Raw genomic sequence first — 24,280 nt, forward strand, 5'->3', positions numbered from 1 at the left:
CGGTGTTCCGCAGTCAGCCCGTGGCTGCGGAGCACCGCCATCACGCAAGGACCGGCGTGCGGGCAGGTAGCGTTCCGGCCGTGAGTCAACCAAGCAGTGTCGCGCCCGTCGACGTGCGCGTCGCGGTGGGGACCGGGGTGGTCGTGCTGCTCGGGCTGGCGGCGCTCGCCGTCGCCACCGAGCTCGCCCCGGACGCCGGGGTGGTCGACCCGGTGCCCTCGACGGCCGGCTGGATCCTGGGCGCGGTGACGCTGCTGCTCCAGGCGACCGCGCTGCTGTGGCGTCGTACGGCGCCGCGCGCGGTCCTCCTCGTCACCGCGCTGGGCATGCTTCTGTGCGCGGCGTGGGGGCTCGGCAACGCGATCGGCCTGGCCCAGCCGGCGGTGCTGATCGCGGCGTACACCCTCGGGGTCGAACGGCCGCTCTCCCGGGAGACCGTGCCGACCTTCGTCGGGGCGGCGCTGCTCGCCGGCGCGGGCTCGGCGACCGCGGGCCTGGACGGCGGCGAGGACCTGGCGGTCGCGATCAGCCTGGGACTGACGCAGGGGGTGGCGACCGTGGGCCTCCCGCTCGCCATCGGGGTCGTCGTCGCCACGCGCCGCGAGATCCGGCAGGCGCGCGCCAGCCGTGCGGACGCGCTCGAGCGCGAGCACGGGGCCCTCGTGCAGGCGACCGTCGCCCGCGAGCGCACCGCGATGGCCCGCGAGCTGCACGACATCGCCGCCCACCACCTCTCCGGCATCGCCGTGATGACCGCCGCGATCCGCACCCAGATCGACTCCGACCCCGAGGGTGCCAAGGCCGCTGTCGCGCAGGTGCGCCAGCAGAGCACCGAGGTCCTGCGCGACCTGCGCAGCCTGGTCGGGCTGCTGCGCGACGACGCCGGCTCCGCCGACCCCGACCGGGTGCGGCCCGAGTCGATCGCCGGGATCACCGCGCTCGTCCAGGACCTCACCACCGCCGGCCGCGACGTCGGGCTGACCGTGCTGTCCGGGCAGTCAGGCGACCGCCCGCTCGGCGACGGGGTCGGCCCGCTCGCCCAGCTCGCGGCGTACCGGATGGCCCAGGAGTCACTCGCCAACGCCGCCCGCCACGCGCCGGGCGCCCGCACCGAGGTCGTGATCGACGACCGCGACCCCGCGGCGGTCGAGGTGAGGGTCCGCAACGACCGCCCCGCGGCGGCGCCGGCACCGGAGGGACGCGACGGGTTCGGCATCCTCGGCATGCGCGAGCGGGCCGACCTCACCGGCGCCACCCTGGTCGTCGGCCCCACCCCGGGCGGGGGCTGGGAGGTCGCGCTGCGGGTGCCGCGCGAGCAGCGGCTCGAGACCACCACGAGGGAGCACGCATGATCCGGGTCGTGGTCGCTGACGACCAGCCGCTGGTGCGCGCCGGCCTGCGCACCCTGCTGAACGCCGAGCCCGACCTCGAGGTGGTCGCGGTCGCCGCCGACGGCCGCGAGGCGGTGGAGGCCGCGCGGACCCTGCGCCCGGACGTGGTCTGCATGGACATCCGGATGCCCGGCCAGGACGGCATCAGCGCGACCCGCGAGCTGTGCGGGCCGGGCGTGGCAGATCCGATCCCGGTGCTGGTGCTCACCACCTTCGACATCGACGACTACCTCTTCGGCGCCCTCGAGGCCGGCGCCTCCGGATTCCTGCTCAAGGACGCCGAGCCCGAGGTCCTGGTCGCGGCCGTGCACACCGTGGCCCGCGGCAACGGCACCCTCGACTCCGCGCTCACCAAGCGGGTGCTGCGCGAGGTGGTCACCCGTCGCGAGATCGTCCCGGTCACCGCTGGCCGCGCCTCCGAGCTGCTCACCGCCCGCGAGCACGACATCCTGCTGCTGCTCGCGCAGGGACTCTCCAACGACGAGATCGCCGCGCAGCTGGTGCTGGAGACCTCCACGGTGAAGTCGCACCTGGCCCGGATGATGCCCAAGCTCGGCGTCCGCTCCCGCCTCCAGGCCGCGGTCTGGGCCTACCAGAACAAGGTCGTCGCGGTCCCCGACTGACCCGATCGGAGGCCGCTTGCATCGAAGGATGCAACCTCGCGATCTCCCTCTCAGGCGGCTCGTGGCGGACGCCCGGAACTCCTAGGTTCATGGATGTCCCCATCCCGCTACCGAGGGAAGTCCGATGACCGGCCCCACCCCGTCCCGCACCATCCACCCGGCATCCGCCGGCACCACCGGCGCCCCCGCGCTCCGGCTCCTCGACGTGCACAAGCAGTACGCCGGGGCGCCGGAGCCGGTCCATGCCCTGCGCGGCGTCTCCCTGACCCTGGAGACCGGCTCGTTCACCGCGATCATGGGCCCGTCCGGGTCCGGCAAGTCGACCCTGCTGCACGTCGCCGCGGGCCTCGACGTGCCCAGCAGCGGCCGGGTCCTCGTCGGCGAGCACGACATCAGCGCCCTCTCCCCCGACGCCCTCACCCGGTTCCGCCGCGACCAGGTCGGGTTCGTGTTCCAGTCCTACAACCTCGTCCCGCACCTCAGCGTCGCCGACAACGTGCAGCTGCCGGTGATCCTCGCCGGGCGCGACCCGGACCCGGCCTGGCAGGACGAGCTGCTGCGGGCCGTGGGCCTGGACGGCCTGGCGCAGCGTCGCCCCGGCGAGCTCTCCGGCGGCCAGGCCCAGCGGGTCGCCATCGCCCGCGCCCTCTACTCCCGCCCGACGGTCGTCTTCGCCGACGAGCCCACCGGGGCCCTCGACGCCCGCACCGGCATCGCGGTGCTGGCCCTGCTGCGCGACACCGCGCGGCGCCTCGGCCAGACCGTCGTCATGGTGACCCACGACGCCCAGGTCGCCGCGACCGCGGAGCAGGTGCTGTTCCTCTCCGACGGGCGGCTCGTGGACCGGCTGGCCGACCCGACCGCGCACGCCGTCGCGGACCGGATGCTGGGACTGGAGCGGTGAACGCCCTGTGGCGGCTCGCGCGCTCCGGCGCCCGCGCCCACGTGCCCGGCCTGGTGGCCCCCTTCCTCGTCATCGCGCTCGCGGGCGTGCTCGTCTCCGGCACCGGCGTGCTGGTCGAGTCCGGCCTGCGCTCGCCCGGCGAGGCCGAGTTCCTGGTCGCGCTCGCGCTCTCCTTCACCGGCACCGCGTTGCTCCTGGTGGTCTTCGTCGTCTCGGCCACCGTGTCGCTGGCGCTGCGCCAGCGGCAGCGCGACTTCGCGCTGCTGCGCGCGGTCGGCGCGACCCGGGCCCAGGTCCGCGGTCTGGTCGCCCGTGAGGTCGGCCTGGTGGCGGTGCTGGCCGCACCGGTGGGCGCGGTCGTCGGGCTGTTCGCCGTACGCCCGCTGACGCCGATGCTGCGCGACGCCGACATGGTCGAGCCCGGCTTCACCATGTCCCTCTCCCCGCTGCCGGTGCTGGCCGCCGTGCTGTTCCTGCTGCCCGTGGCCCACCTCGCCGCGCGCCTGGCCACCCGCGGCACCCTGCGCACCTCGCCCACCGCGGCCGTCACGCAGAGCGTGGTCGAGCCCGTCGGCATCGGACGCGTCCGGCGCACCGCCGCGGTCGTGGTGGCTGCCCTGGGCCTCGCCGCCGCGCTCAGCCCGGCCGTCGTGCCCGGCGCGCTCGGCAGCGCCACCGCCGCCGTCTCCGCCTTCCTGCTCATCGGCGCGGCGGCACTCGCCGGCCCGGCGCTCGTGGAATGGATGCTGCACCGTGTCGACGGCCGGCGCGGCGGACCGGCCACCCGGCTCGCTGTGGCCAACACCCGCGGCTTCGCGCGGCGGCTCACCACGGTCGTCGTACCCCTCGCGCTCGCGCTGGGCGTCGGCACCGTGCAGGCCACGCTCGACGACACCCTGGCGGCCGCCGGGGCACGCCAGCTCGAGGACGGGCTGCACGCGGACCTGATCGTCACCGGCGAGGCCCTGGACGCCGACACGCTGGCCGCGGTCGCCGTGGCACCCGGTGTCGACGTCGCGACCCCGCTGGCCTCCGTGCCCGCCGACGTCCGCACCGACGACGAGAGCGGCTGGCTCGGCTGGGAGCCGACGCAGATGCGCGCGCTGCCCGCCGGCGGCGTCGTCGGGACCCTCGACCCGCAGGTGCGCGACGGCGACCTGGCCGCACTGGACCGCGAGGACACAATCGCGATCAGCCGCGATGCCCGCCTCGAGACCGGCAAGGGCATCGGCGAGCGGATCGCGCTGCGCTGGGACGGCGGCGACCTCACCCATGCCACCGTCGTGGCGGTCTACGACCGCAGCCTGGGCTTCGGCGCCTACCTCGTCGGCCAGGGCACGCCGGCCGCGCACGGCGTCGACGTCGCTCCCGACACCGTGCTGCTGCGCACCAGCGACCCCTCCACGCGCGCGGCGCTCGCCGACCTCGGCCTCGCCGTCACCGACGAGCAGGAGTACGTCGCGGCCGCGGACGCCGCGAGCGAAGGGGCACGCGACCTCTCCACCATGCTGCTGCTCCTGCTGATGGTCTTCGTCGCCGTGGCGGCCGCCAACGCGCTGGTGCTGGCCACCGCCGGGCGCCGGGCGGAGCTGCTGCTGCTCTGGCGCACCGGGGCCACCCGGCGCCAGCTGGTCGCGATGGCCGGCGTCGAGGCGCTGCTCACCGGGTTCGTGGCGTGGCTGGTCGGCACCGTCACCGTTGTCCCGGCGGTCCTGGGCGCGAGCGTCGGGCTGCTCGGCCTCGCGGTCCCGCCGGTCGCCCTCACGACGTACGCCGCGCTGAGCGCCACGGTGCTGCTCATCCCGCTGCTGACCGTCGTGCCGGTGGTGGCGCGCGCCGCGCTGGCCCCGCGGGACCCGGCGGCCGCCTGAGGCCGCTCGGTCGGCCGCCCTCAGCGGCGGAGCCGGTCCGGCGGTCCGCCGCTGGGCCGGTCAGTCGGTCCGGTCCTGCTGGGCGGAGGCGATGAGGGCCAGGAAGTCGGCGACCGTCTGGTCGGCGATCGTCTCGGGGCCCGGGTCGGTGCCGCCGAGCTCCTGGACCTCCACCGACAGCCGTTCCATCTCCTGGACGAGCTCCGCGGCCGTGGCGGCGGCACGCAGCGCCTCACTCAGGTCGCGCGGCACCGCCCGGTGGTACTTGTAGAAGATCTTGTGCTCCAGGCTCCCCCAGAAGTCCTGGGCGGTACGGCGCCCACACCAGCAGGCTATGCGCGCACAACTGCGTCAGCCCTTGGCGACGACCTCGCGCCGATCGCCCGGGAGCTTGGTGACCAGGGTGAGGACGACCGAGACCAGCGCGATGATGCCGATCGTGGTGTAGCCGAGGGTGTAGTTCGGCTCGTCGCCGTCGCCGAACAGCGCCGAGATGAGGATCGGACCCAGCACGCCGCCGAGGCTCCAGCCGACCAGCATCAGCCCGTAGATCCCGCCCGCGTTCTTGACGCCGAAGAAGTCCCCGGCGGTGGCGGGCATGGTGCCGAAGCCGCCGCCGTAGCAGAGGTAGATCACCGCGGCCAGCACTAACCACAGCGCCTGGTTGCTGGCGTGCGGCAGCACGATCAGGCACACGCCCTGCAGCGCCAGCATCGCCGCGAACGCCGGCATCCGCCCGATGTAGTCCGAGGCAGCTGCCCAGACGATGCGGCCACCGCCGTTGAACACCGCGAGCACGCCGACCACCGTGGCCGCGGCCGCGCCGCTGTACGCCGCGATGCCCTCCGCGCTCCCCGCGGCCTGCGAGATCAGCGCGATGCCGGCGGCGACGTTGAGGGTGAGGATGGCGGTGAGCAGGTACCACTGCGGCGTGCGCAGCGCCTCCTTCTCGGTGTAGTCCTTGGCGACCTCGGCGCTGGCCGCGCCGGTCTCCTTCTCGTGCCCGGGCACGACGTAGCCCTCGGGCGGGTTGCGGAAGAACGAGGCACCGACCAGCGACATCACCAGGTAGGCCAGGCCGAGCCAGAGGAACGCCTTGGACGGCTGGTCCTCGTCCATCCCGATCAGCCAGCTCGCGACCGGCGAGGTGAGCACCGCGCCGAAGCCGAAGCCGCCGACCGCCAGACCCGTGATCAGCCCCTTCTTGTCGGGGAACCACTTCTGCAGCATCGCGATCGGCACGATGTAGGCGACACCGAGTCCGAATCCGCTGATCACGCCGTAGCTCAGCACCAGCAGCCACAGGTCCTCGGAGCCGCGGGTGAACGACGCCAGCAAAATGCCGATCGCGTAGATCACCCCGCCGGCGAGGGCCACGACCCGCGGGCCGCGGCGGTCCTGGACCCGCCCGCCGAGATAGCTGCCGATGAAGATCATCGCGATCGTGACCGTGAACGGCAGCGACGACTCGACCTTCGACAGCTGCCACGGCTCCGCGTCCTGGTAGGCCTTGGCGAAGACCGACCAGGCGTAGACCGCGCCGATGGAGAACTGCAGCAGCAGACCGGCCCCGACCAGCACCCATCGGCTGGCTGAGGGGGTCTGGACACCCCCGTCCGCGGTGGTGGCCTCTGACTCGTGGATCTCGCTCATGGACGGACCTCCGCTCGCTCGTGAGGGCAGTACCCCGCAGCCACGATCCGAACCGCAGCCGACCCTCCGGCCGCCCGGGCGCAGAACGTGCAATTGGCCACTGGACTGGACAACTAATCGATATTGGGGACAAATGGGCGGTCCTCTCCCTAATGTCCGAAGTATCCGACCGGGGGGAGGGCTGATGGCTGTGCGCACGGAGTCACACGCTCCTGTGGCGTCCCCGCGTCTCGCCGTGGCCCGCCTCGACCTCACCGGCGTGCTCGTCGAGGCGAACGACGACCTCTGCCGATTGGTCGGCAGCGCCCCCGAGCAGCTCGTCGGCCGCGCCCTGCACCGCATCGCCACGTTCTCGACGTACCGCGTCTGGGAGGAGCAGCTGGCCGCGGCACGCAACGGCGAGCGCACCGGCCAGCTCCGGGTCGACTGGTGCGGCGCCGAGAGCAGCATCCCGCTGGCGCTCACCTGGATCCTGGAGCAGGACGCGGAGCACCGGCCCACCTGGCTGACCGCGGTGCTGCATCCGATCGCCCCCGTCACAGGCACCACCACGGCCGCGGCCGAGCTCCCCGAGGCCGGCGCAGTCGCCGTCGAGCCCCGTGCCCCCCGCCGCGGCCTCGGCGCGCGGCGTCGACGCGTGCAACTGGACTTCTATGAGTCGATGTCGCGTCGCAGCAGCGACCTCGCCATCGTGCTCGACCCGCTCGGCCAGATCGTCTACGCCTCCCCGAGCGTGAGCGGGATGCTGGCCTACGACCTCATCGATGTCGTCGGGGCCGAGGCCTGGCGCTTCGTGCACCCCGAGGACCGGGCCGCCGCGGTCGCCGCGGTGCGGGCCGTCGACAGCGGCGGCGGCGCCCTGACCCGGTTCCGGATCCGCCGGCGGGACGGCGCCTGGCGCTGGGTCGAGGGCGCGGTCAGCAACATGTTCGACACCGCCGTCGGCGGCATGGTCTTCAACCTGCGCGACGTCACCGACCGGCTGCGTGCCGAGCGGGCGCTGAGCGCCTCCGACGCGCTGCACCGCGCGATCGCCGACCGCTCCACCGAGGGCATGTGGGTGGTGCACCCCGACGGCCGCACGCTCTACGCCAACGACCGGCTCAGCGAGATCCTCGGCGTCGCCCCGGACGAGCTCGACCCGCCCCTGCTCGGTGGCCTCCTCGGTGAGGTGCCGATCCAGCTGCGCGCCGACAGCGCCGCGGGCGAGGAGGTCGCGCGGGTGCGCCACGAGACCACCTACCTGCACCCGAACGGCACCGAGCTGGTGCTCACCATCGCGCTCACGACCATCGAGCACGCCGAGGTCGCGGACCGCCCGGCGTACCTCCTGCTGCTCGCCGACGTCACCCGGGCCCGCCGCCTCGAGGACGAGCTGCGCCGCTCGGCCCTGCGCGACCAGCTGACCGGGCTGCCCAACCAGGCGCTGCTCCTGGACCGTCTCGAGCTCGCGCTGACCCGCACCCGGGCCGGTACGGCCGTGATCGCCCTGGACCTCGACGGGTTCCGCCACGTCAACGACGCCTGCGGTCACCGGGTCGGCGACGACCTCCTGGTCGCCGTCGCCGAGCGGCTGCAGGAGAACGTGCCGCAGACCGACACCGTCGCCCGCTTCGGTGCCGACACCTTCGTCATCGTCTGCGAGCCCGCCGACGAGGCGCGCGCCCTCGGGGTGGTCACCGCCCTGTCCGCCGCGATGCGGGCGCCGTTCCACATCCAGGGCCACGAGCTCCACGTGACCGCCTCCGCCGGCGTCGCGGTCTCCCCCGCCGAGTCTGCGCACCAGCTGCTGAGCAGCGCGAGCGCCGCGATGCACGCGGCCAAGGCCGCCGGCCGGGGCACGGTCCTCGTCTCCGACCCGCAGCTGTCGGACCGGGCGAAGGAGGCCTTCGAGCTGGGCTCGGACCTGTGGCGCGCCCTGTCCCAGGACAGCCTGCGCCTGCACTACCAGCCGGTCGTCGACCTGGGCACCGGCGCCGTCGTCGGCGTCGAGGCGCTGGCGCGCTGGGACCACCCCACCCTTGGCCCGATCGAGCCGAGCCGGTTCGTCGCGATCGCCGAGCGGACCGGGATGGCCCCCGAGCTCGACCGCTGGGCCGTGCGGACGGCGCTTCGCGACGTACGCCAGATGCGCGACCGGGGCGTGCTCGACCGTCGCGCGTACGTCGCGATCAACCTCTCCGCCCGCAGCCTCAGCGCGCCCGGCATGGAGGCCTACATCGCCGCCACCGCCCGGACCCTGGGCATCTGCCCGGCCGGAATCGTGCTGGAGGTGACCGAGGGCAGCGTCATGAGCGACCCCGAGGCCGCCCGCGCGATGCTCGGCCGGCTGCGCGAGCAGGGCTTCCAGATCGCGCTCGACGACTTCGGCACCGGGCACAGCTCCCTGGCCTACCTGCGCACCCTGCCGATCACGACGCTCAAGATCGACCGCAGCTTCGTCGCCGGTATCGCGGACAACCACCAGGACCTCGCGATCGCGAAGATGGTCGTCGAGCTCGCCCGGGCGGTGGGCCTCAGCGTGGTCGCCGAGGGTGTCGAGACCGTCGCACACGCGCGTCTGCTCACCGCGATGGGCTGCACCTCGGGTCAGGGCTGGCTGTGGAGCCGTGCCATCTCCCCGAAGGAGGCGCGGGTCAGCCGGGTGCTGGTGCGTGGGTACGCCGGCCTCCACCGCCCGCGCGCCGCTGCTGCCACGGCCACCGCCTGACGCTGCCCCGGACGCGGGTGGGTGCCGGCTAGTCCCCGCCGGCCACGGTGAGCGGCCGCGAGCCGCCGTCCGGGTCCGCCAGCGAGGTGCCGCCGGGGCCGAGCACCTTGGCGTCGTACATCGCCTCGTCGGCGCGGCGCAGGAGGTCGCCGACCTCGTGGGGCGGCGCGAGCGCGACGCCGATGCTGGCACGGACCACCAGACGACCGCCGGCGTGCTCGATGGGCTCCTGGATCGCGCGGTGCAGCCGGGCCGCCACCTCGGCGAGCGCGGCCTCGCCGACCTGCTCGCAGATGATGGCGAACTCGTCGCCACCGAGCCGGCCGACGGTGTCGCTGGCCCGCACGGTCTCGCTCAGCCGGCGGCCGACCTCGACGAGCACGGCGTCGCCGGCGGCGTGCCCCAGGGTGTCGTTGACGGTCTTGAAGCCGTCGAGGTCGAGGAAGAGCACCCCGACCGTGCCGCTCGCGTGGCGGTGCACGCGCGCCGAGGCCATCTCCAGCCGGTCGTGGACCAGCTGGCGATTCGGCAGCCCGGTGAGCGCGTCGTGCAGCGCCAGGCGCCGCAGCTCGTCCTCGGCGCGGCGGGCCTCGGTCACGTCGGAGACCCGCAGCAGCCACCCGGTGTCGCCGCTGGCGCGCAGCGAGCTCCGGCTCGCGCTGAGCAGCCGGGTGGTGCCGTCCGGGTGCGGGTAGCTGCTCTGGCGCTGCACCGGCTCCTCGGCGCCGGCCTGCTCCTGCACGGGGACCGGTGGCAGACCGAGCAGCGCGTGCAGGTCCGTGTGCTCGAGCTCGGCGGTGTCGCGACCGAGCAGCTCGGTGAAGCGGGCGTTGGCGAGCACGACCGCGCCGTCCGGGCCGGTCACCGCGATGCCCTCCCCCGCGGTCTCGACGATCGCCCGGTAGACGGTGGCGTCGGCGGGCTGGGCGTCCGCGACGGCGTGTGGCGCGGGATCGGCGGCGCGCCGGTCGCCGGAGTCGGCGCGCACCACGGCAGTCACACCGACGGCCTCGCCGCCGTTGCGCAGGGTGTCCAGGGAGACCGCCGCGCTGCCCAGTGCACCATCGCGCAGCCGCCGGCGGGTGACGTACGTCGGGACCGCCTCGCCGCCCAGGGCGCGCGCGACCGGGGAGCAGGACGGCGAGCCGACCGGGCCGTCGGCGATGTCGGGCAGCACCGTCGCCACCGGACGGCCGACCAGGTCGGCGGGGACCCAGCCGAGCACGGCCTGCGTCGCGGCGCTCGCGAAGACGATCTGCTGGTCGGTGTCCACGCAGAGGATGCAGTCGTCGGCCGCCAGGGAGACGCCGCTCAGCACGACGTGTGCGTCCAACACCATCGGACCTCCCGGCAGCGGCGCCACCGAGGCGCCGCGGTCAAGTGCCCGAGGCTAGTGCTCGACCGGCCGGTCGAGGGTGCGCGACTCATGTGAGCCCCACCACGCCGAGGTAGCCCTCCCACAGCGACGCCCCGGCGAACATGCCGAGCACCGCCCCGCTCAGGAGGAACGGCCCGTGCGGCACCCGCGCCCGTCGGCCGACCCGACCGGAGGCGATCAGGGCGACGCCCACCAGCCCGCCGATGACGAAGCCGGCGCCCAGGCCGACCAGGCTCGGTCCCCAGCCCAGCCACCCGAGGAGCAGTCCGAGCACCGGCGCCAGCGCGACGTCGCCCAGCCCCATGCCTCGGCCCGCGGTCCCCAGCCAGATCCCGCCGTACACCGCCAGCCAGACACCGGCCGAGGCCACGGCCGGCCACAGCACGTCGGGGCCGTTCAGTGCGGCGTCGAGGCCCAGGGCGGCCAGCGCCCCGCACGCGGCGACGCCGGTGATCGGGAACGGCAGCCGCTGGTGCTCGAGGTCGATCAGGAAGTGTGCGACGCCGGCGGCGAGGACCACCACGGCACCGAGCGTGTACGCCGAGACGCCGAAGCGCCAGCCGGCGAGCACGAACACCAGGCCGGTGCTCAGCTCGACCAGCGGGTAGCGCACCGAGATCGGCTCCGCGCAGCCGCGACAGCGTCCGCGCAGCAGCAGCCAGGACACCACGGGCACGTTGTCCCGGGGCCGGACCGGGTCGCCGCAGGCAGGGCAGGCCGAGCCCGGCGAGGCGATGGAGAGCCCGAGCGGGACCCGGTGCACGACGACATTGAGGAAGGATCCGATCAGCAGTCCGAGCACGCCGAGCAGCGCCAGGAAGGTGCCGCCCGGAAGACTGGCGGCGTTCACGGCGACGGTGCGGATTCGAACGTCTGGAGCAGCACGCCCTGCTCGGCCGAGCCCAGCAGCGCGACCAGCTGCTCGCGCTGCTCGCGCACCGCCTGGGCCAGCATCTCGGCGCCCGTGATCGTCTCGGACGAACGGGGCACGAGGTCGCGGGCGAGGTCCCAGCGCAGCTGGACCGAGCCCAGGTCGTCCTCCCCCGCGAGCGACGCGGCGGCGACCAGGTAGGCCTCGAAGGTGGCGACGTCGGCCTGCCGGGCCATCCGCGCCGCGGCCTCGTACTCGTGCTCCACGAGGAGCTCGCGGGCCACCGCCATGCAGTCGCCCGCCGCGCCGAGGAGCTCGACCACGAGCTGCTCGGCGGTGCGCTCCTCGAGCCGCTCCACCGCGTGCCCGTTGCGGCGCGCCTGCGAGGCCGGGAGGTCGATGAGGTGGTCGAGGCGCTGGAAGCCCTCGACGACCAGCTCGCGCACGGCGGCGTCGACGGTGCCGAGCAGCGCGTCCCGCGCGATCTGCACGATCTCGCGGGCGGTGACGTCGCCGCTCACCCGATCGGCGGCGGCCTCCATGGAGCGGGCCACGGCCGCACCCACGGCGGCGAGCTCGGCGTGCGGGTCGGAGGCCACCTGCAGGCCTTGGTCCCACAGCACCTCCTCGAGCCCGTGGATCTCCACGGCCCAGGTGGTCAGCACGGCCGCCCACACCTCGCCACGGCGCGCGTAGCGCTGGGCGAGGTCGTCGAGACGCTGACGCACGGGCGGCTGCTGGATGCTGGTGTGCTGGATCGCGGTCATGACCGGCTCCTCCCCTGGCTGTGGCTGGCGTCGCGGCGCGACCAGCGGGTGCTGCGGCGTGCGCCGCCCACCGGGACCGCGCCGACCGGTGCGATCCCCGGCACGGGAGCGACGGGCGCGATCTGCTCCGTGCCGTCGTCGTCGTGCCCGAGTGCGTCGACCTCGTCGTACGCCGCGGCCGGCGGCGGCTCGGGGACGGTCCGGGTGGCGGGCGCGGTGTCCTCCACCGGGGCCTCCGGGGCTGCCGGCTCGGCCGGGGCTGCGGAAGCGGCCGGGGCCGAGGCAGCGGGCGGGGCAGGTGGCGTCGAGAGCTCAGCGGGTCGCGGATGGGCGGGTGCCGCCAGCGCCGTACCGGCCGGGACGGTGGGCAGCACCGGGCGGGCCACGGTCTCGGTGGACTCCAGGCGCTCCACCGCGGCGACCACCCGGGCCATGGTGCGCGCCGGGGCCTCGTCGGGGGCGGTGCGACCGGCCAGCCCGCGAAGCGTCGCGGTGACCTGGCGCCGGTAGCGCGCGGCGTCCGCAGGCGTCGCCGCCTCCGGGCGGGCCGTACGGCGACCGGCCAGGTGCAGCGAGGGGCCGGCGGTCACGCTGACCTGCTCGGGCTCCTCGCCGGGTGCCGGGGCCGAGCTCAGCCGCTCCAGCGTCTGCTCGAGGGTGTGCACCTGGGCCCGCAGCCACCGCACCTCGACCTGGCCGTCGGGGTCCGCGTCGGTCCCCACCTCACCTCGGGCGTCGTGGACGGTGCCGACCAGCGGGTCGCCGGTGGAGCCGGCCTGCTCGACGTGGTCGAGGTGGCCGACCTCCCAGGTGTCCGCCCCGGCCGACGGCGACTGGGCCGCTGCCTCGCCCTCGACGGCGTCAGGCTCCGCCGCCGCGCGCCGCCGGCGCATCACGACCACCACCGACAGCAGCACGAGCACGGCGACAAGGCCGGCGACGGGCATCAGGTAGTCGGGTTGCATGGCGGTCCTCCGGGGCTGTGGGGTGCGGGGTCGACGACGCAGGACGCCGTCAGGTCGATCGGGAGCCGGTCAGGGCTTCGGGACGGGCCGCATGACGAACATGCTGCCGACCACGGTCGTGGTGTAGTCGCCCTCGGTGCCGGTGAGGTCGACGGCGGTCACCAGGTAGGCGCGGTCCATGTCCTCGAGGTTCTCGAGGAGCCGGATGGTCTGGCCGTAGTCGCCCTGGACGCTGACGCTGACCTCCTGGCGGGCAAGCTGGTCGTTCGAGGGCACCGGGCTCGCGCTGGTGGCGCCGGTCGCCTGCTCGGCACCGCCGAGGGTGGGTGCGCTCGGGGACAGCGCGGTCACGCCCTCCGCACCGATCCCGGCGGCCACCGCGGCCTCGGTGATCTCGGCGAAGAGGCCCGGCTGGTCGGCGGTGGGCGGGAACTCCTTGGCCAGCTTCTTGGCGACCTTCTTGACCGGGCGGAGGTCCGCCTTCTGGCGCTGGAGGTTGGCCAGCTGGGCGGCCAGGGCCGCGTTCTGCTCGCGCACGATCTCGACCTGCTCGTTGGCCTCGGCCACCGCGTCGGTGCGGGGCCCCAGGACCAGCAGCCAGCCGAGCGCGGCGACGACCAGCAGCGCGAGGGCGCCCGCGATCTTCGTACCGGTGGCACTCTTCAGGTTCACTTGTCCGCCTTCTCGTCGAAGAGCTCGTCCGCCAGGTCGACGTACTGCCCGCTGAAGACCTTCTCGGAGAGCCCGACCGAGCCGCTGAAGGCGACCCCGGTCGAGTCGGCCGACGTGGTGGTCGTGATGAACGGCTCGACGAAGAGACCGTTCTCACCGAGCGCGATCACGAGCTCGCCGACGGCGGCCCGGCTGGCCGCGGTGCCGGCGATCGACACGCAGCCCACGACCAGGCGCAGGTTGAACGGGTCCGGCCCGGGGCACGGCGACGCGACGGCCGCGGCCACGGCGTCCTCCGCGACCTCGCCCCCGTCCGCCGCCTGGACCGCCTTGAGCGCCCCAGCCAGGTCGGCGAGGGCGACGGTGAGGGTGTCGACCTTGGCGCTCTCGGGCAGTGCGTCCTGGAGTCCGGTGAAGACGCTGGAGAACCAGATCTCCCCCATCATCGTCGCCTGCAGGGCAGCGACCTGGGCGCGCACGCCACTGACGTAGGTCTGCACCGGCATCAGCTCGTTGACCTCGCCGGTGAGCTTGGCGGTCTGCACGGACTCGCGGTCCACGAGCCCCTCGGCGTCGAGCACGCGCTTGTGCTGGAAGCCGGTGAGGGCGACCAGGAGCACCAGAAGGGCGACGCCGGCGAGCACGAACTGGCGGCGCAGCTGGCGCACCGCGATCAGCTCGAACGCCGCGGGCGAGAGCAGGTTGACCGTGGGCAGCGACGGGGCGGGGTGCCCGGCCGGGCGACGCCGGCTCATCGGGCGCCCACGCAGAGGCCGGTCGGCACCGTGAGGGCGCCGGACTGGTCGGGGGCGAGGTCGGCGGCGCCGACCCGCAGGTGGCCACGCACGTCCAGCGGCGCGGTGTCGAGCCCCAGCCGCAGGCTCAGCAGCTGGTCGAGGCCGCTCAGGCGGGAGCCCGCACCGGCGAGGAGCACTCGCGCGATGCCGACGGACTCGGCACCGCCCAGCGGGTCCGCCGTCGAGCTGCGATAGAAGTCCAAGGTGGTCTCGATCTCGGCGACGAGCGCCTCGGTGGCCTCGACGATCGTGCCGAGCGCCGGGTGCGACTCCGCGGGGACGAGCGGGTCGGTGGAGGTGGCCGGCGTGCCCACGAGCCCGAGCGCGACCTTGGTGCGCTCGGCGTCCTCCCAGGTCCAGTCGTAGCGCTGCTGCACCGCGCGGGTGATCGAGTCGCCGCCGAGCCCGGAGATGATCCGCACGAACCGCGGGACCCCGCCGGCGTGCACCACCACGGAGGTGATGTCGGCGCCGATGTCGACGATCGCCTCGACGTCCCCGGCGGGCGCGAGCCCACCCGGCGTACGCGCCCGGACGAGCGCGAACGGCATCAGGTCGACGGCGTCGACGTGCAGCTTGGCGCCGTGCACCGCAAGCACGAAGGAGTCCACCATCTCCCGCGTGGCCGCCACGAGGAGCACCCGCGCCTTGCGCTGGAGCACCCCCTGGGCGTCGGGGACCTCGGGCTCGCCAAGCAGGTAGTAGTCGAGGTTGGCGTCCTCGACCGGGAAGGGCAGGACGTCCTGGACCTGGTAGCGCAGCGCCTTGCCGAAGTCCTCCGGCGGCATCCACTCCAAGTCCATCTGACGCACCAGCACGCCGGCGTTCGCGATGCCGAGGGTGACGCGGCGGTGCCCGAACTTGCCCACCGCCCACAGCTCGCGCAGCGCCTCGGACAGCCGGGTCGGGTCGACCACCGTCCCGGCGCGGACCACGCCGCTGGGAAGGGGGACCTCGGCGAAGCGCTTGAGGGCGAACGAGCGTCGCTTCGGCACCAGCTCGGCTGCCCGGACACCGGACGTGCCGATGTCGAGGCCGATCAGCGTGGATGACATGGATCGCGTCCTTGGGTGGTGGGCGGGGCTACGAGGACCTGATCGGCGACTCCGGACGACGACTTGAGGGCCGAGCCGCAGCGGATCGGCGCGCCGGGACCGCGGGGTCAAGTGCGACGTGCGAGATGCCGAAGACCCGGATAAGAAGACCCAGATGTCGGCGGCCCAGCCGCCTGCACCATCGTTCTCCCGGGATCTGGCTCGGGCCGCCCCACCACTTCCCCCCGCTCCGCCACAAGGAGGCCCCGCCTTGAGTCCACAGATCACGCCGTACCTGCGTGCCGTCGTCCACAACGGCGGGTCCGACCTGCACCTCAAGGCCTCGGTCCCCCCGCGGATCCGGATCACCGGCTCGCTGGTCTCGCTGCAGGTGGACGCGCTCGCCCCCGACGCCGTGGCAGAGATGGTGCGGGAGACCATGAGCGACGACGTCGCCGCGCACTTCGACGCGACCAACGAGGCCGACTACGCGCTCGTGGTCGAGGGGGTCGGGCGGTTCCGGGTCAACGCCTTCCGCGCTCGCGGCGAGGTGGGTGCCGTGCTGCGTCTCGTCGGTGACGACCCGACCCCGCTGCACGAGCTCGGCATGCCCGACGTCGTACGCCGTCTGGCGCTGGAGTCGCGCGGACTGGTGCTGGTCACGGGGCCGACCGGGTCGGGCAAGTCGACCACGCTGGCCGGCATGGTGGACGCGGTGAACGAGAGCCGCGCCGTGCACGTGCTGACCCTCGAGGACCCGATCGAGATCGTGCACCGCGACAAGCTCGCCAGCGTGACCCAGCGCGAGGTCGGCACCGACACCGGCGACTGGTCCACCGCCATGCGCGCCGCGATGCGCCAGGACCCCGACGTCATCCTCGTGGGCGAGATGCGCGACGCCGAGACCGTCCGCAGTGCGCTCGCGGCCGCCGAGACCGGTCACCTGGTGCTCTCCACGCTGCACACCAAGGACGCCAAGGAGACCGTCGGGCGCATCATCGAGTTCTTCCCCGCCCACGAGCACCAGCAGATCCGCCATGCGCTGTCGTCCTCGCTGCGCGGCATCGTCTGCCAGCGCCTGGTCCCGCGGATCGACGGCGGCAGCCGCACCGCGGTGATGGAGATCGCCGTCAACACCCCGCGGTTGGCCGAGGCGATCGCCGAGCCGGACCGCACCGCGCTGATCCCCGAGATCGTCGCCGACGGCGCCTACTCCGGCATGCAGACCTTCGACCAGCACCTGGTCGCCCTCGTCCAGCAGGGCGAGGTGTCCGTCGAGGTCGCGATGGCCTGCAGCAGCCGCCCGCACGACTTCTCGGTGATGCTCAAGAGGGCCGGCGGCGACGTCGCGGTCCGAGACGCGCGGGTGTCGTGATGACGGCCGCGCGCGCCTCCCGCAAGGCCGGCCCGGTGCGCCGGACCAGCCTGGCCCCCGCCGAGCCGTCCCCCCACCTCAGCGAGCTCGACCTGGTGGCCCTGCGGTCCTACCGGCTGCGGCTCGAGGCGGAGGAGGAGCGGGTCTCCTACTGGCGCCGCCTCGTGCACGCGCGCACCGACGTGCTCCAGGCCCAGTCGACGGCGGGCTTCACGCTCAGCGTCGCCGCGCTCGCCCGGGCTCTCGGGGACACCGCCACCGGGCGCACCCGACGGGTGTTGCTCAGCGTGAAGCCGGCGGACCCGCTGCCCGAGCTGCCGGAGCTGGCCGAGATGTGGGTGACCCGCGTCGACACCGACGACCCCGAGGCGGTCACCGACGCGCTCCAGCGCCTCGCCGAGGCCGAGCACCAGCTCACGGCGTACCGACGGGCGCTGCACGAGCGCATCGACGAGGCGACCGGCGAGCTGATCCTGCGCTACCGCGAGGACCCGCGGGCAGCGCTCACCCTGATCCCCCAGGAGAGTCCATGAACGCCCCCGCTCCCACGGTCGGCGAGATCTCGCGGATCCTGCTCGACCACGGCCTGATCGACGAGGACCAGCTGCGGGTCGCCACCGACGTGGCCCGGGAGGGGTCGCGCTCGGTGGTCGAGGTGCTCCTCGAGCAGGGCACCGTGGACCGCGTCGCCGTGCTGCGCACGACGGCGGCCGCGGCCGGGCTGGCCTACGTCGACCTCACCGACTTCCAGGTCGACGCCTCGGCGGCCTCGCTGCTGCCCGCGGACTACGCCCACCGGGCGGCGGTGCTGCCGCTGAGCCGTGACGGCGGCGAGCTGCTGGTGGCGGTGTCGGTGCGCCAGGCCGGCAACATCGAGCTCAAGGACGACCTGACCCGGATCACCCGCCAGCGGATCCGGTTCGCGATCGCCAACCGGGCCGACATCATCACCAAGATCGGCCAGATCTACCGCGCCGAAGGCGAGCTGCAGGACCTGACCTCCGACCTCACGGTCGATGAGGACAGCGGCGGCGACGCGCTCGCGGACCTGACCGAGGTCTCCGACGAGGCGCCGGTGGTGCGCTTCGTCAACCTGCTCATCGAGCAGGCCATCACCGACCGCGCCTCCGACATCCACATCGAGCCCGGCGAGCACGAGCTGCGCGTCCGCTACCGCATCGACGGCGTGCTCGTCGACGCGCACCGCTCCCCCAAGAACATCCAGAACGGCGTGATCTCCCGGCTCAAGATCATGGCGGAGATGAACATCGCCGAGCGGCGGGTGCCGCAGGACGGCCGGATGTCGATCACCCACCGCGGCCGCCGCATCGACCTGCGTGTCGCCGCGCTGCCGACGGTGTGGGGCGAGAAGGTCGTGGCCCGAATCCTCGACAACTCCAACACCCGGCTCGGGCTCGAGGACCTGGGCTTCAGCGCCGACAACTTCGCGCGCTTCCGCAGCTCCTTCACCAAGCCCTACGGGATGATCCTGGCCACCGGCCCCACCGGCTCGGGCAAGTCGACGACCCTCTACGCCACCCTGAACCAGCTGAACCGGCCCGAGGTCAACGTGATCACCGTCGAGGACCCGGTGGAGTACCGGCTCCCCGGCATCAACCAGGTGCAGGTCAACCAGAAGGCCGGCCTCACCTTCGCCGCGGCGCTGCGCAGCATCCTGCGCTCCGACCCCGACATCGTGCTGATCGGTGAGATCCGCGACCACGAGACCGCCCAGATCGCGGTGGAGTCCGCGCTCACCGGCCACCTCGTGCTGTCCACGCTGCACACCAACGACGCGCCCTCCGCGGTCACCCGGCTGGTCGAGATGGGCATAGAGCCGTTCCTCGTCGGCTCGGCGATGGACGCGGTGCTGGCCCAGCGGCTGTGCCGCACGCTGTGCGGCCACTGCGCGGAGGAGTACGTGCCCGAGCGGGCCGAGCTCGAGCGGATCGGCTTCCCGCTCCCCGCGGACGGGTCCCTGCCGGTGCTGCACCGCCCGGTCGGATGCTCGCGCTGCGCGCGCACCGGTTACCGCGGCCGGATGGCGCTGCACGAGGTGATGACGGTGGGCGAGGAGATCGCCCGGCTGGCGGTCACCCGCGCCTCCACCGACGAGATCGCGCGGGCGGCGTACGCCGACGGCATGGTGGGCCTCAAGCAGGACGGGTGGGCCAAGGTCGCCGCGGGCAAGACCTCGATCGAGGAGGTCCTGCGGGTCGTGGCCTAGCCCGATCCGCTCCCGCCCGGTCTCAAGTGGGGTGGTCGGGGTGCCGAAGAGGAGGGTGGCAGATCACCCCTCGTCTCGCCCGGAGGAACCGTGTCCGACCTGATCCGGAGCCGTTTCGGCCTCCCGACGACCACGCCGCGCACCGACGCGCCGCGGACCGACGAGGCGCGCCCCGACGTGCCCCGCCTGGACGCGCCGCCGGCGCCGAGGCCCGCGCCGACCCACGCCGCGGTCCCGCCCGCGCCGACCCACGCCGCGGTCCCGCCCGCGCCGCTCGACCTGCCGATGGCACCGCCGCCGCTTCCCCTCGACGTACCGATCGCGGCGCCGCTGGGTGTCGCCACCCTGGCTCCCCCGCCGGCCGTGCCGGCACCGACCATCACGATGCCGACCCTCCTGGAGCCGGCGGCCTCGCGTCCGGCGGCTGCCGCGCCCGCACCGCGCGCGCCCGAGCCGGAGCCTCCGGCGGAGTCCGCGCCGCTGGCCCTCGACGACCTCCTCCTCGGGCTGGTCGACTCGGGTGGCTCCGACCTGCACCTGACCCGCGGCGCGCCGCCGATGATCCGCCTGCGCGGTGACATGCGGCCGCTGGAGGGCTACGAGCCGCTGGAGGCCAAGCAGCTTCAGGACCTGATGTACGGCGTGATGACCGAGCGCCAGCGCAAGGAGTTCGAGGAGGAGCTCGAGCTCGACTTCGCCTACGCCGTCCCCGGGCAGGCGCGCTTCCGTGTCAACGTGTTCCAGCAGCGCGAGGCCGTGGGCGCCGTGATGCGCCTGATCCCGTGGGAGATCAAGCCGCTCGAGGACCTCGGCATGCCGCCGGTCATCAACAGCTTCACCGAGCTCAAGCGCGGCCTGGTGCTGGTCACCGGCGCGACCGGCTCCGGCAAGTCGACCACGCTGGCGGCGATGATCGACCGGATCAACCGGACCCGCAGCGGACACATCGTCACCATCGAGGACCCGATCGAGTTCCTCCACGAGCACCGCCGCTGCCTGGTGAACCAGCGCGAGGTCGGCGAGGACACCCATGGGTTCCAGGCCGCCCTCAAGCACGTGCTGCGCCAGGACCCCGACGTGATCCTGGTCGGCGAGCTGCGTGACCTCGAGACGATCTCGGTCGCGCTGACCGCCGCCGAGACCGGTCACCTGGTCTTCGCGACCCTGCACACCCAGTCGGCGCAGGACACGATCTCCCGCGTGGTCGACGTCTTCCCGGCCGGGCAGCAGCAGCAGATCCGCACCCAGCTGGCCGCGACCCTGCAGGCCGTGGTCTGCCAGAACCTGGTCAAGACCTCCGACGGCAAGGGCCGCGCCGCCGCCGTCGAGGTGATGGTCTGCAACCCCGGCATCCGCGCGATGATCCGCGACGACAAGCTCAACCAGATCCAGGGCTCCCTCCAGGCCGGCGCCAAGGACGGGATGCAGACGCTGAACTCGCACCTCGCGGCGCTGGTGAAGGCCGGGCGGATCACCTTCGAGGCCGGCCTCGAGGCCTGCTCGGACCGTCACGACTTCGAGACCCTGGCGCGGTCGGCGAGCGTGCGCCCGACCCCCGCCTGGTCCTGACCCACCGCGGCCGCCCGGCCGCGCGCCGTACCCGCTGATCCGCACCCGAGCTCGAAGAGGCCGCCATGGCAGCACCCACCACGACGACGTACGCCTACAAGGTCCGCGACCAGCGGGGCAAGATGGTCGAGGGCAAGGTCGAGGCCCCCAACGAGGCCGCCGTCGCCGAGAAGCTGCTCTCGATGGGCTACGTGCCGCTCGACGTGCGGCTCGCCAACGCCGGGTTGCAGCGCGAGCTGTCCTTCGGGCCGCCGAAGCGGATCAAGCTCAAGGACCTCGCGATCTTCTCGCGGCAGTTCTCCACGATGATCAACGCCGGACTGACGATGCTCCGTGCGCTGACGATCCTCTCCGAGCAGGTCGACAGCCTCGAGCTGCGCAAGGTCCTGCGCGCGGTCAAGCAGGACGTCGAGGCCGGCTCGAGCCTCTCGGGGGCGATGGGCAAGCACACCGCGTTCCCGCCGATCATGGTCAACCTGGCGAAGGCCGGCGAGGCCGGCGGCTTCCTGGACCGGGCGATGAACCAGGTCGCCGACAACTTCGAGAAGGAGGTCAAGCTGCGCGCCAAGATCAAGTCCGCGATGACCTACCCGGTCGTCGTGTTCGTGATGGCGATCGTGATGTGCGGCGCAATGATGGTGTTCGTCGTGCCGACCTTCGAGGGCATCTTCACCAGCCTCGGCGGCCAGCTCCCCTTCCCCACCCGGATCCTGCTGATGATCGCCGGCACGATGAAGTACGTCGTCCCGATCACGGTCGTCGCGATCGTGGCGTTCGTCGCCTGGTGGCGCAAGTACAACCGCACCGAGCGGGTGCGCAACGTCTGGGACCCGCTGAAGCTGAAGATGCCGGTCTTCGGCGGCCTGGTGCAGAAGCTCGCCCTGGCGCGCTTCGCCCGCAACCTCGGCACCCTGATGGGCTCCGGTGTCCCGATCCTGCAGTCCCTCGACGTGGTCGCCGACACCACCGGCTCCATCGTCGTCACCCGCGCGCTCGCCGACGTCCGTGACTCCGTACGCCGCGGCGAGAGCCTCGCCGGCCCGCTGGCGGACCACCCCATCTTCCCCACGATGGTGCAGCAGATGATCGCCTCCGGCGAGGAGTCCGGCGCCATCGACCAGATGCTGCACAAGGTCGCCGATTTCTACGACTCCGAGGTCGAGGCCACCACCGAGCAGCTCAGCGCCATGGTCGAGCCGCTGATGATCGCCTTCCTCGGCGTCATCGTCGGCAGCATGCTAGTCGCGCTGTACCTGCCGATCTTCAACGTCGGCAACCTGCTCTGAGGCTCACTCCCCGCGTCGCCGACGCGCCCGGCTGCTGAGGCACCCGCTGTCCCCCGGGGCAGCGGGTGCCTCTGTCCGTCCCGCCCCCGTCCGTGGCCCCTGTCCCTGCCGCGTCCGGGTCCCGCCGCGAGCCCCTGGCGTCAGCCGGTCTACAGGCTCGGCGTACACGCCAGGGCGTGGTGTACGGGCGGTGGCACACGAGGCGGCGAGTGACGCCGGACGCGACCCGTCGCCGGGCGGCACGCATTCGAGCAACAGCGATTGCGCGGTGACGAGCACTCCGGGCGCCGGACGGACACGCAGGGCTGCCACCGGTGCCCGCCCCACGGCAGAGGCGCACCCGGCCAACGACGACTCGCTCCCGGCCGAGACCCACGCCGCGCCGCTGGCTCGGCGACGGCGCCGAAATGCCGCAGGGCCGGGCTCCCCTCGGAACCCGGCCCTGCGCGGACACGGCCGGAACCAGCCCGGCACGTTCGATCAGTAGGCGGCCGAGATCTCGCCGTACGCCTTGATGCCCCAGGAGGAGCGCACCGGGTCCAGGAAGTACGGCGGCGGCGCGTAGCGCAGCCGGGTGTCGTACTCGTAGTTCTTCTCGTACCCGGTGCCCGACGTCAGCGCCACCGGACCGCGGTAGCGCTGGGCGAACGAGCCGAAGAGGTTGAGCTTCCCGAGCCCGCTCGTCGAGCCCTTGTCCCAGGCCTGCACGTTGAAGCTGTGCATCAGGGTCAGGATGGACGCGTGGACGACCGCGTTCTTGAACAGCCCCTTCGACTCGGGCCTGTTCAGGTCGGAGAAGTTGTTGCCGGACTTCTTCACCGGGTGGTAGATCTTCACCGAGTTCCCGGCGATCAGGCCCAGCGAGTCGACCCCGGTCTTGCCGCCGTTGTAGGTCAGGTGGTCGGTGATGATGATGTTGTTGTCCGCCACGAGCGTCAGGCGGCCCTTGAGCGTCCCCTCGACGTACAACGTGCCGTAGCGGCAGCGCGCGTCGCTGAGCGTCTCGTTCCAGTCCTCGGCCTGCGGGTAGACGCTGATCGTCCCTGTCTGGCACGAGCCGTTCGTGTTCTGCTTCACCGTGAACGGCGCGCTGGCCGGGATGTCCTGCACGATGATCAGGCTGTTGTGCGGGATCGTCATCGTCTGGGACGTGTTCGGCGAGCTCGCGAAGCTCGCCGCGTTGCCGCACCCGGGGTTGAGCGTCGTGCGCGAGTAGGGACTCCAGACCTCCATCGTGGAATGGGTGGCCGAGGTCGCGATGAGCTTGATCCGCGTCGGGCCGGTGTAGAGGCAACCGGTCCTGGCGACGAGCGGGTTGGTCCCGTTCACGTACTGCCGCAGGTCACCGATCGTGGTCGGCAGCTCGATCTCGGGGCGGTAGCTGACGCCCTTCTCGAAGATCGGGTTGCTGCCGCCGGCCTTCTCGTAGCACTTCTTGGCGCTGCCGGTCTTGGCACAGTCCGGCCAGGAGGTCGTGGTCGTGCCCTTGAACCGGACGGCGCCACCGGTGAGGATCCGGTCGTTGGTGTGCATCGGGCCGTTGATCACGTCGCCGCCCGCGAACTGAATGTTGACGCAGTCGGAGTGCCGGGGACTGCTGCTCGGCCACCAGTAGCGCACGCAGTTGTTGGCCGCCCACGTGGTGCTGCGGGGGTTCCCGTTGTAGGTGGAGTCGTTCGCCGGGTCGACCTCCTCGTACACCGTGTAGTAGAGGAACTCACCGAAGCCACCGCGCCGCAGCACGGTCTGCACCGACCGGGTGACCGTGCCCACCCGGCCGGTGGCCGTCAGCTTGATGGTCCCGTTGACGGGCGTGCTGCCCGTCTCCGCCTCGTAGTGGTACTCGGCGCGGTCGGCACCGGGCACCTTCACCCAGCCGACCGGCGTGCCCGCGCCCCAGGCGCACGAGCTGACGTTCGGCCGCTTCATCGCCGGGTTCGAGCAGTCGGTCGCGGTCTGCCAGTAGAGGTCGTTCTTGTTCAGCCGCGCCAGGTAGTCGTCGACGCCGGCCTCAGCGGCGGCGAGCGCCTGGTTCCAGTCGCTGGAGTGCCGGGCGACGCGGTTGGTGTTCATCGCAGCCGTGGCTGCCACGGTGGCCAGGATGATCAGCACCATCGTCGTCCCGAGCACCACGATCAGTGCCGACCCCTCGTCCCGATTGCGCACGCGCCAGCGACTCATGATCTC

General features: G+C 73.2%; 20 protein-coding genes. 10 read left to right on the forward strand and 10 right to left on the reverse strand.

Going from position 1 to position 24,280, the window contains the following annotated elements:
• The first annotated feature begins 80 nt into the window (after window positions 1–80).
• From HBO46_RS12260 to HBO46_RS12275, 4 genes are all read left to right on the forward strand, one after another.
• Window positions 81–1,352 (forward strand): sensor histidine kinase, encoded by a 1,272-nt coding sequence (locus HBO46_RS12260; protein ID WP_166139120.1) that lies wholly within the window; start codon window positions 81–83, stop codon window positions 1,350–1,352.
• 8 nt (window positions 1,353–1,360) lie between these two features.
• Window positions 1,361–2,014 (forward strand): response regulator, encoded by a 654-nt coding sequence (locus HBO46_RS12265; protein ID WP_397185618.1) that lies wholly within the window; start codon window positions 1,361–1,363, stop codon window positions 2,012–2,014.
• 124 nt (window positions 2,015–2,138) lie between these two features.
• On the forward strand, window positions 2,139–2,918 hold the full coding sequence (locus HBO46_RS12270) for an ABC transporter ATP-binding protein (RefSeq protein WP_166139115.1): 780 nt from the start codon (window positions 2,139–2,141) through the stop codon (window positions 2,916–2,918).
• Window positions 2,915–4,789 carry an ABC transporter permease gene (locus HBO46_RS12275; protein ID WP_166139112.1) on the forward strand — a complete coding sequence of 625 codons (1,875 nt, stop codon included), beginning with the start codon at window positions 2,915–2,917 and terminating at the stop codon, window positions 4,787–4,789. Before HBO46_RS12270 ends, HBO46_RS12275 begins: the two co-directional genes overlap by 4 nt.
• A gap of 60 nt (window positions 4,790–4,849) precedes the next feature.
• Here the strand turns inward: HBO46_RS12275 and HBO46_RS12280 are convergent, their stop codons facing one another.
• Both HBO46_RS12280 and HBO46_RS12285 read right to left on the reverse strand, forming a co-directional pair.
• On the reverse strand, window positions 4,850–5,041 hold the full coding sequence (locus HBO46_RS12280; RefSeq protein ID WP_166139109.1) for a hypothetical protein: 192 nt from the start codon (window positions 5,039–5,041) through the stop codon (window positions 4,850–4,852).
• Between the two features lie 99 nt (window positions 5,042–5,140).
• Window positions 5,141–6,442: an L-lactate MFS transporter gene (locus HBO46_RS12285; RefSeq protein WP_166139107.1), complete on the reverse strand. Its 1,302-nt coding sequence runs from the start codon at window positions 6,440–6,442 to the stop codon at window positions 5,141–5,143.
• A 214-nt stretch (window positions 6,443–6,656) separates the two neighbouring features.
• Between HBO46_RS12285 and HBO46_RS12290 the strand changes: the two genes are divergently transcribed.
• Window positions 6,657–9,152: an EAL domain-containing protein gene (locus HBO46_RS12290; protein ID WP_166139104.1), complete on the forward strand. Its 2,496-nt coding sequence runs from the start codon at window positions 6,657–6,659 to the stop codon at window positions 9,150–9,152.
• A 28-nt stretch (window positions 9,153–9,180) separates the two neighbouring features.
• On the opposite strand, the gene HBO46_RS12295 is transcribed toward HBO46_RS12290, so the two are convergent.
• The 7 genes from HBO46_RS12295 to pilM all read right to left on the reverse strand — a co-directional run bounded on the left by HBO46_RS12295 (window position 9,181) and on the right by pilM (window position 15,657).
• Window positions 9,181–10,491: a sensor domain-containing diguanylate cyclase gene (locus tag HBO46_RS12295; protein ID WP_166139101.1), complete on the reverse strand. Its 1,311-nt coding sequence runs from the start codon at window positions 10,489–10,491 to the stop codon at window positions 9,181–9,183.
• Between the two features lie 85 nt (window positions 10,492–10,576).
• On the reverse strand, window positions 10,577–11,380 hold the full coding sequence (locus tag HBO46_RS12300; protein WP_224769022.1) for a prepilin peptidase: 804 nt from the start codon (window positions 11,378–11,380) through the stop codon (window positions 10,577–10,579).
• Window positions 11,377–12,168 carry a hypothetical protein gene (locus HBO46_RS12305; protein ID WP_166139099.1) on the reverse strand — a complete coding sequence of 264 codons (792 nt, stop codon included), beginning with the start codon at window positions 12,166–12,168 and terminating at the stop codon, window positions 11,377–11,379. The genes HBO46_RS12300 and HBO46_RS12305 overlap by 4 nt, the downstream gene beginning before the upstream one ends.
• Complete coding sequence (locus HBO46_RS12310; RefSeq protein WP_166139096.1) at window positions 12,165–13,133, reverse strand: hypothetical protein; 969 nt, start codon at window positions 13,131–13,133, stop codon at window positions 12,165–12,167. The genes HBO46_RS12305 and HBO46_RS12310 overlap by 4 nt, the downstream gene beginning before the upstream one ends.
• A 69-nt stretch (window positions 13,134–13,202) precedes the next feature.
• Entirely contained in the window at window positions 13,203–13,805 is a 603-nt protein-coding gene (locus HBO46_RS12315) for a type 4a pilus biogenesis protein PilO (protein WP_166139093.1), read from the reverse strand.
• Window positions 13,802–14,560, reverse strand: a complete 759-nt coding sequence (locus HBO46_RS12320; RefSeq protein WP_166139090.1) for a hypothetical protein — start codon at window positions 14,558–14,560, stop codon at window positions 13,802–13,804. The genes HBO46_RS12315 and HBO46_RS12320 overlap by 4 nt, the downstream gene beginning before the upstream one ends.
• On the reverse strand, window positions 14,557–15,657 hold the full coding sequence (gene pilM, locus HBO46_RS12325; RefSeq protein ID WP_166139087.1) for a type IV pilus assembly protein PilM: 1,101 nt from the start codon (window positions 15,655–15,657) through the stop codon (window positions 14,557–14,559). The genes HBO46_RS12320 and pilM overlap by 4 nt, the downstream gene beginning before the upstream one ends.
• Window positions 15,658–15,907: 250 nt before the next feature.
• Here pilM and HBO46_RS12330 point away from each other — a divergent pair, with 250 nt between their 5' ends.
• The 5 genes from HBO46_RS12330 (at window position 15,908) to HBO46_RS12350 (ending at window position 22,093) form a co-directional block, all read left to right on the forward strand.
• Complete coding sequence (locus HBO46_RS12330; RefSeq protein WP_224769023.1) at window positions 15,908–17,011, forward strand: type IV pilus twitching motility protein PilT; 1,104 nt, start codon at window positions 15,908–15,910, stop codon at window positions 17,009–17,011.
• Complete coding sequence (locus HBO46_RS12335; RefSeq protein WP_224769024.1) at window positions 17,011–17,544, forward strand: RsiG family protein; 534 nt, start codon at window positions 17,011–17,013, stop codon at window positions 17,542–17,544. Before HBO46_RS12330 ends, HBO46_RS12335 begins: the two co-directional genes overlap by 1 nt.
• Window positions 17,541–19,238, forward strand: a complete 1,698-nt coding sequence (locus HBO46_RS12340; protein ID WP_166139082.1) for a GspE/PulE family protein — start codon at window positions 17,541–17,543, stop codon at window positions 19,236–19,238. The genes HBO46_RS12335 and HBO46_RS12340 overlap by 4 nt, the downstream gene beginning before the upstream one ends.
• 90 nt (window positions 19,239–19,328) lie before the next feature.
• Window positions 19,329–20,807 carry a type IV pilus twitching motility protein PilT gene (locus HBO46_RS12345; protein ID WP_224769025.1) on the forward strand — a complete coding sequence of 493 codons (1,479 nt, stop codon included), beginning with the start codon at window positions 19,329–19,331 and terminating at the stop codon, window positions 20,805–20,807.
• Window positions 20,808–20,872: 65 nt separating this feature from the next.
• Complete coding sequence (locus HBO46_RS12350) at window positions 20,873–22,093, forward strand: type II secretion system F family protein (RefSeq protein WP_166139079.1); 1,221 nt, start codon at window positions 20,873–20,875, stop codon at window positions 22,091–22,093.
• Window positions 22,094–22,573: 480 nt separating this feature from the next.
• Here HBO46_RS12350 and HBO46_RS12355 read toward each other — a convergent pair whose 3' ends face one another.
• Entirely contained in the window at window positions 22,574–24,274 is a 1,701-nt protein-coding gene (locus HBO46_RS12355) for a pilus assembly PilX family protein (RefSeq protein WP_166139077.1), read from the reverse strand.
• Window positions 24,275–24,280 lie beyond the last annotated feature (6 nt).

Source organism: Nocardioides ochotonae (assembly GCF_011420305.2).
Lineage (GTDB): Bacteria > Actinomycetota > Actinomycetes > Propionibacteriales > Nocardioidaceae > Nocardioides > Nocardioides ochotonae.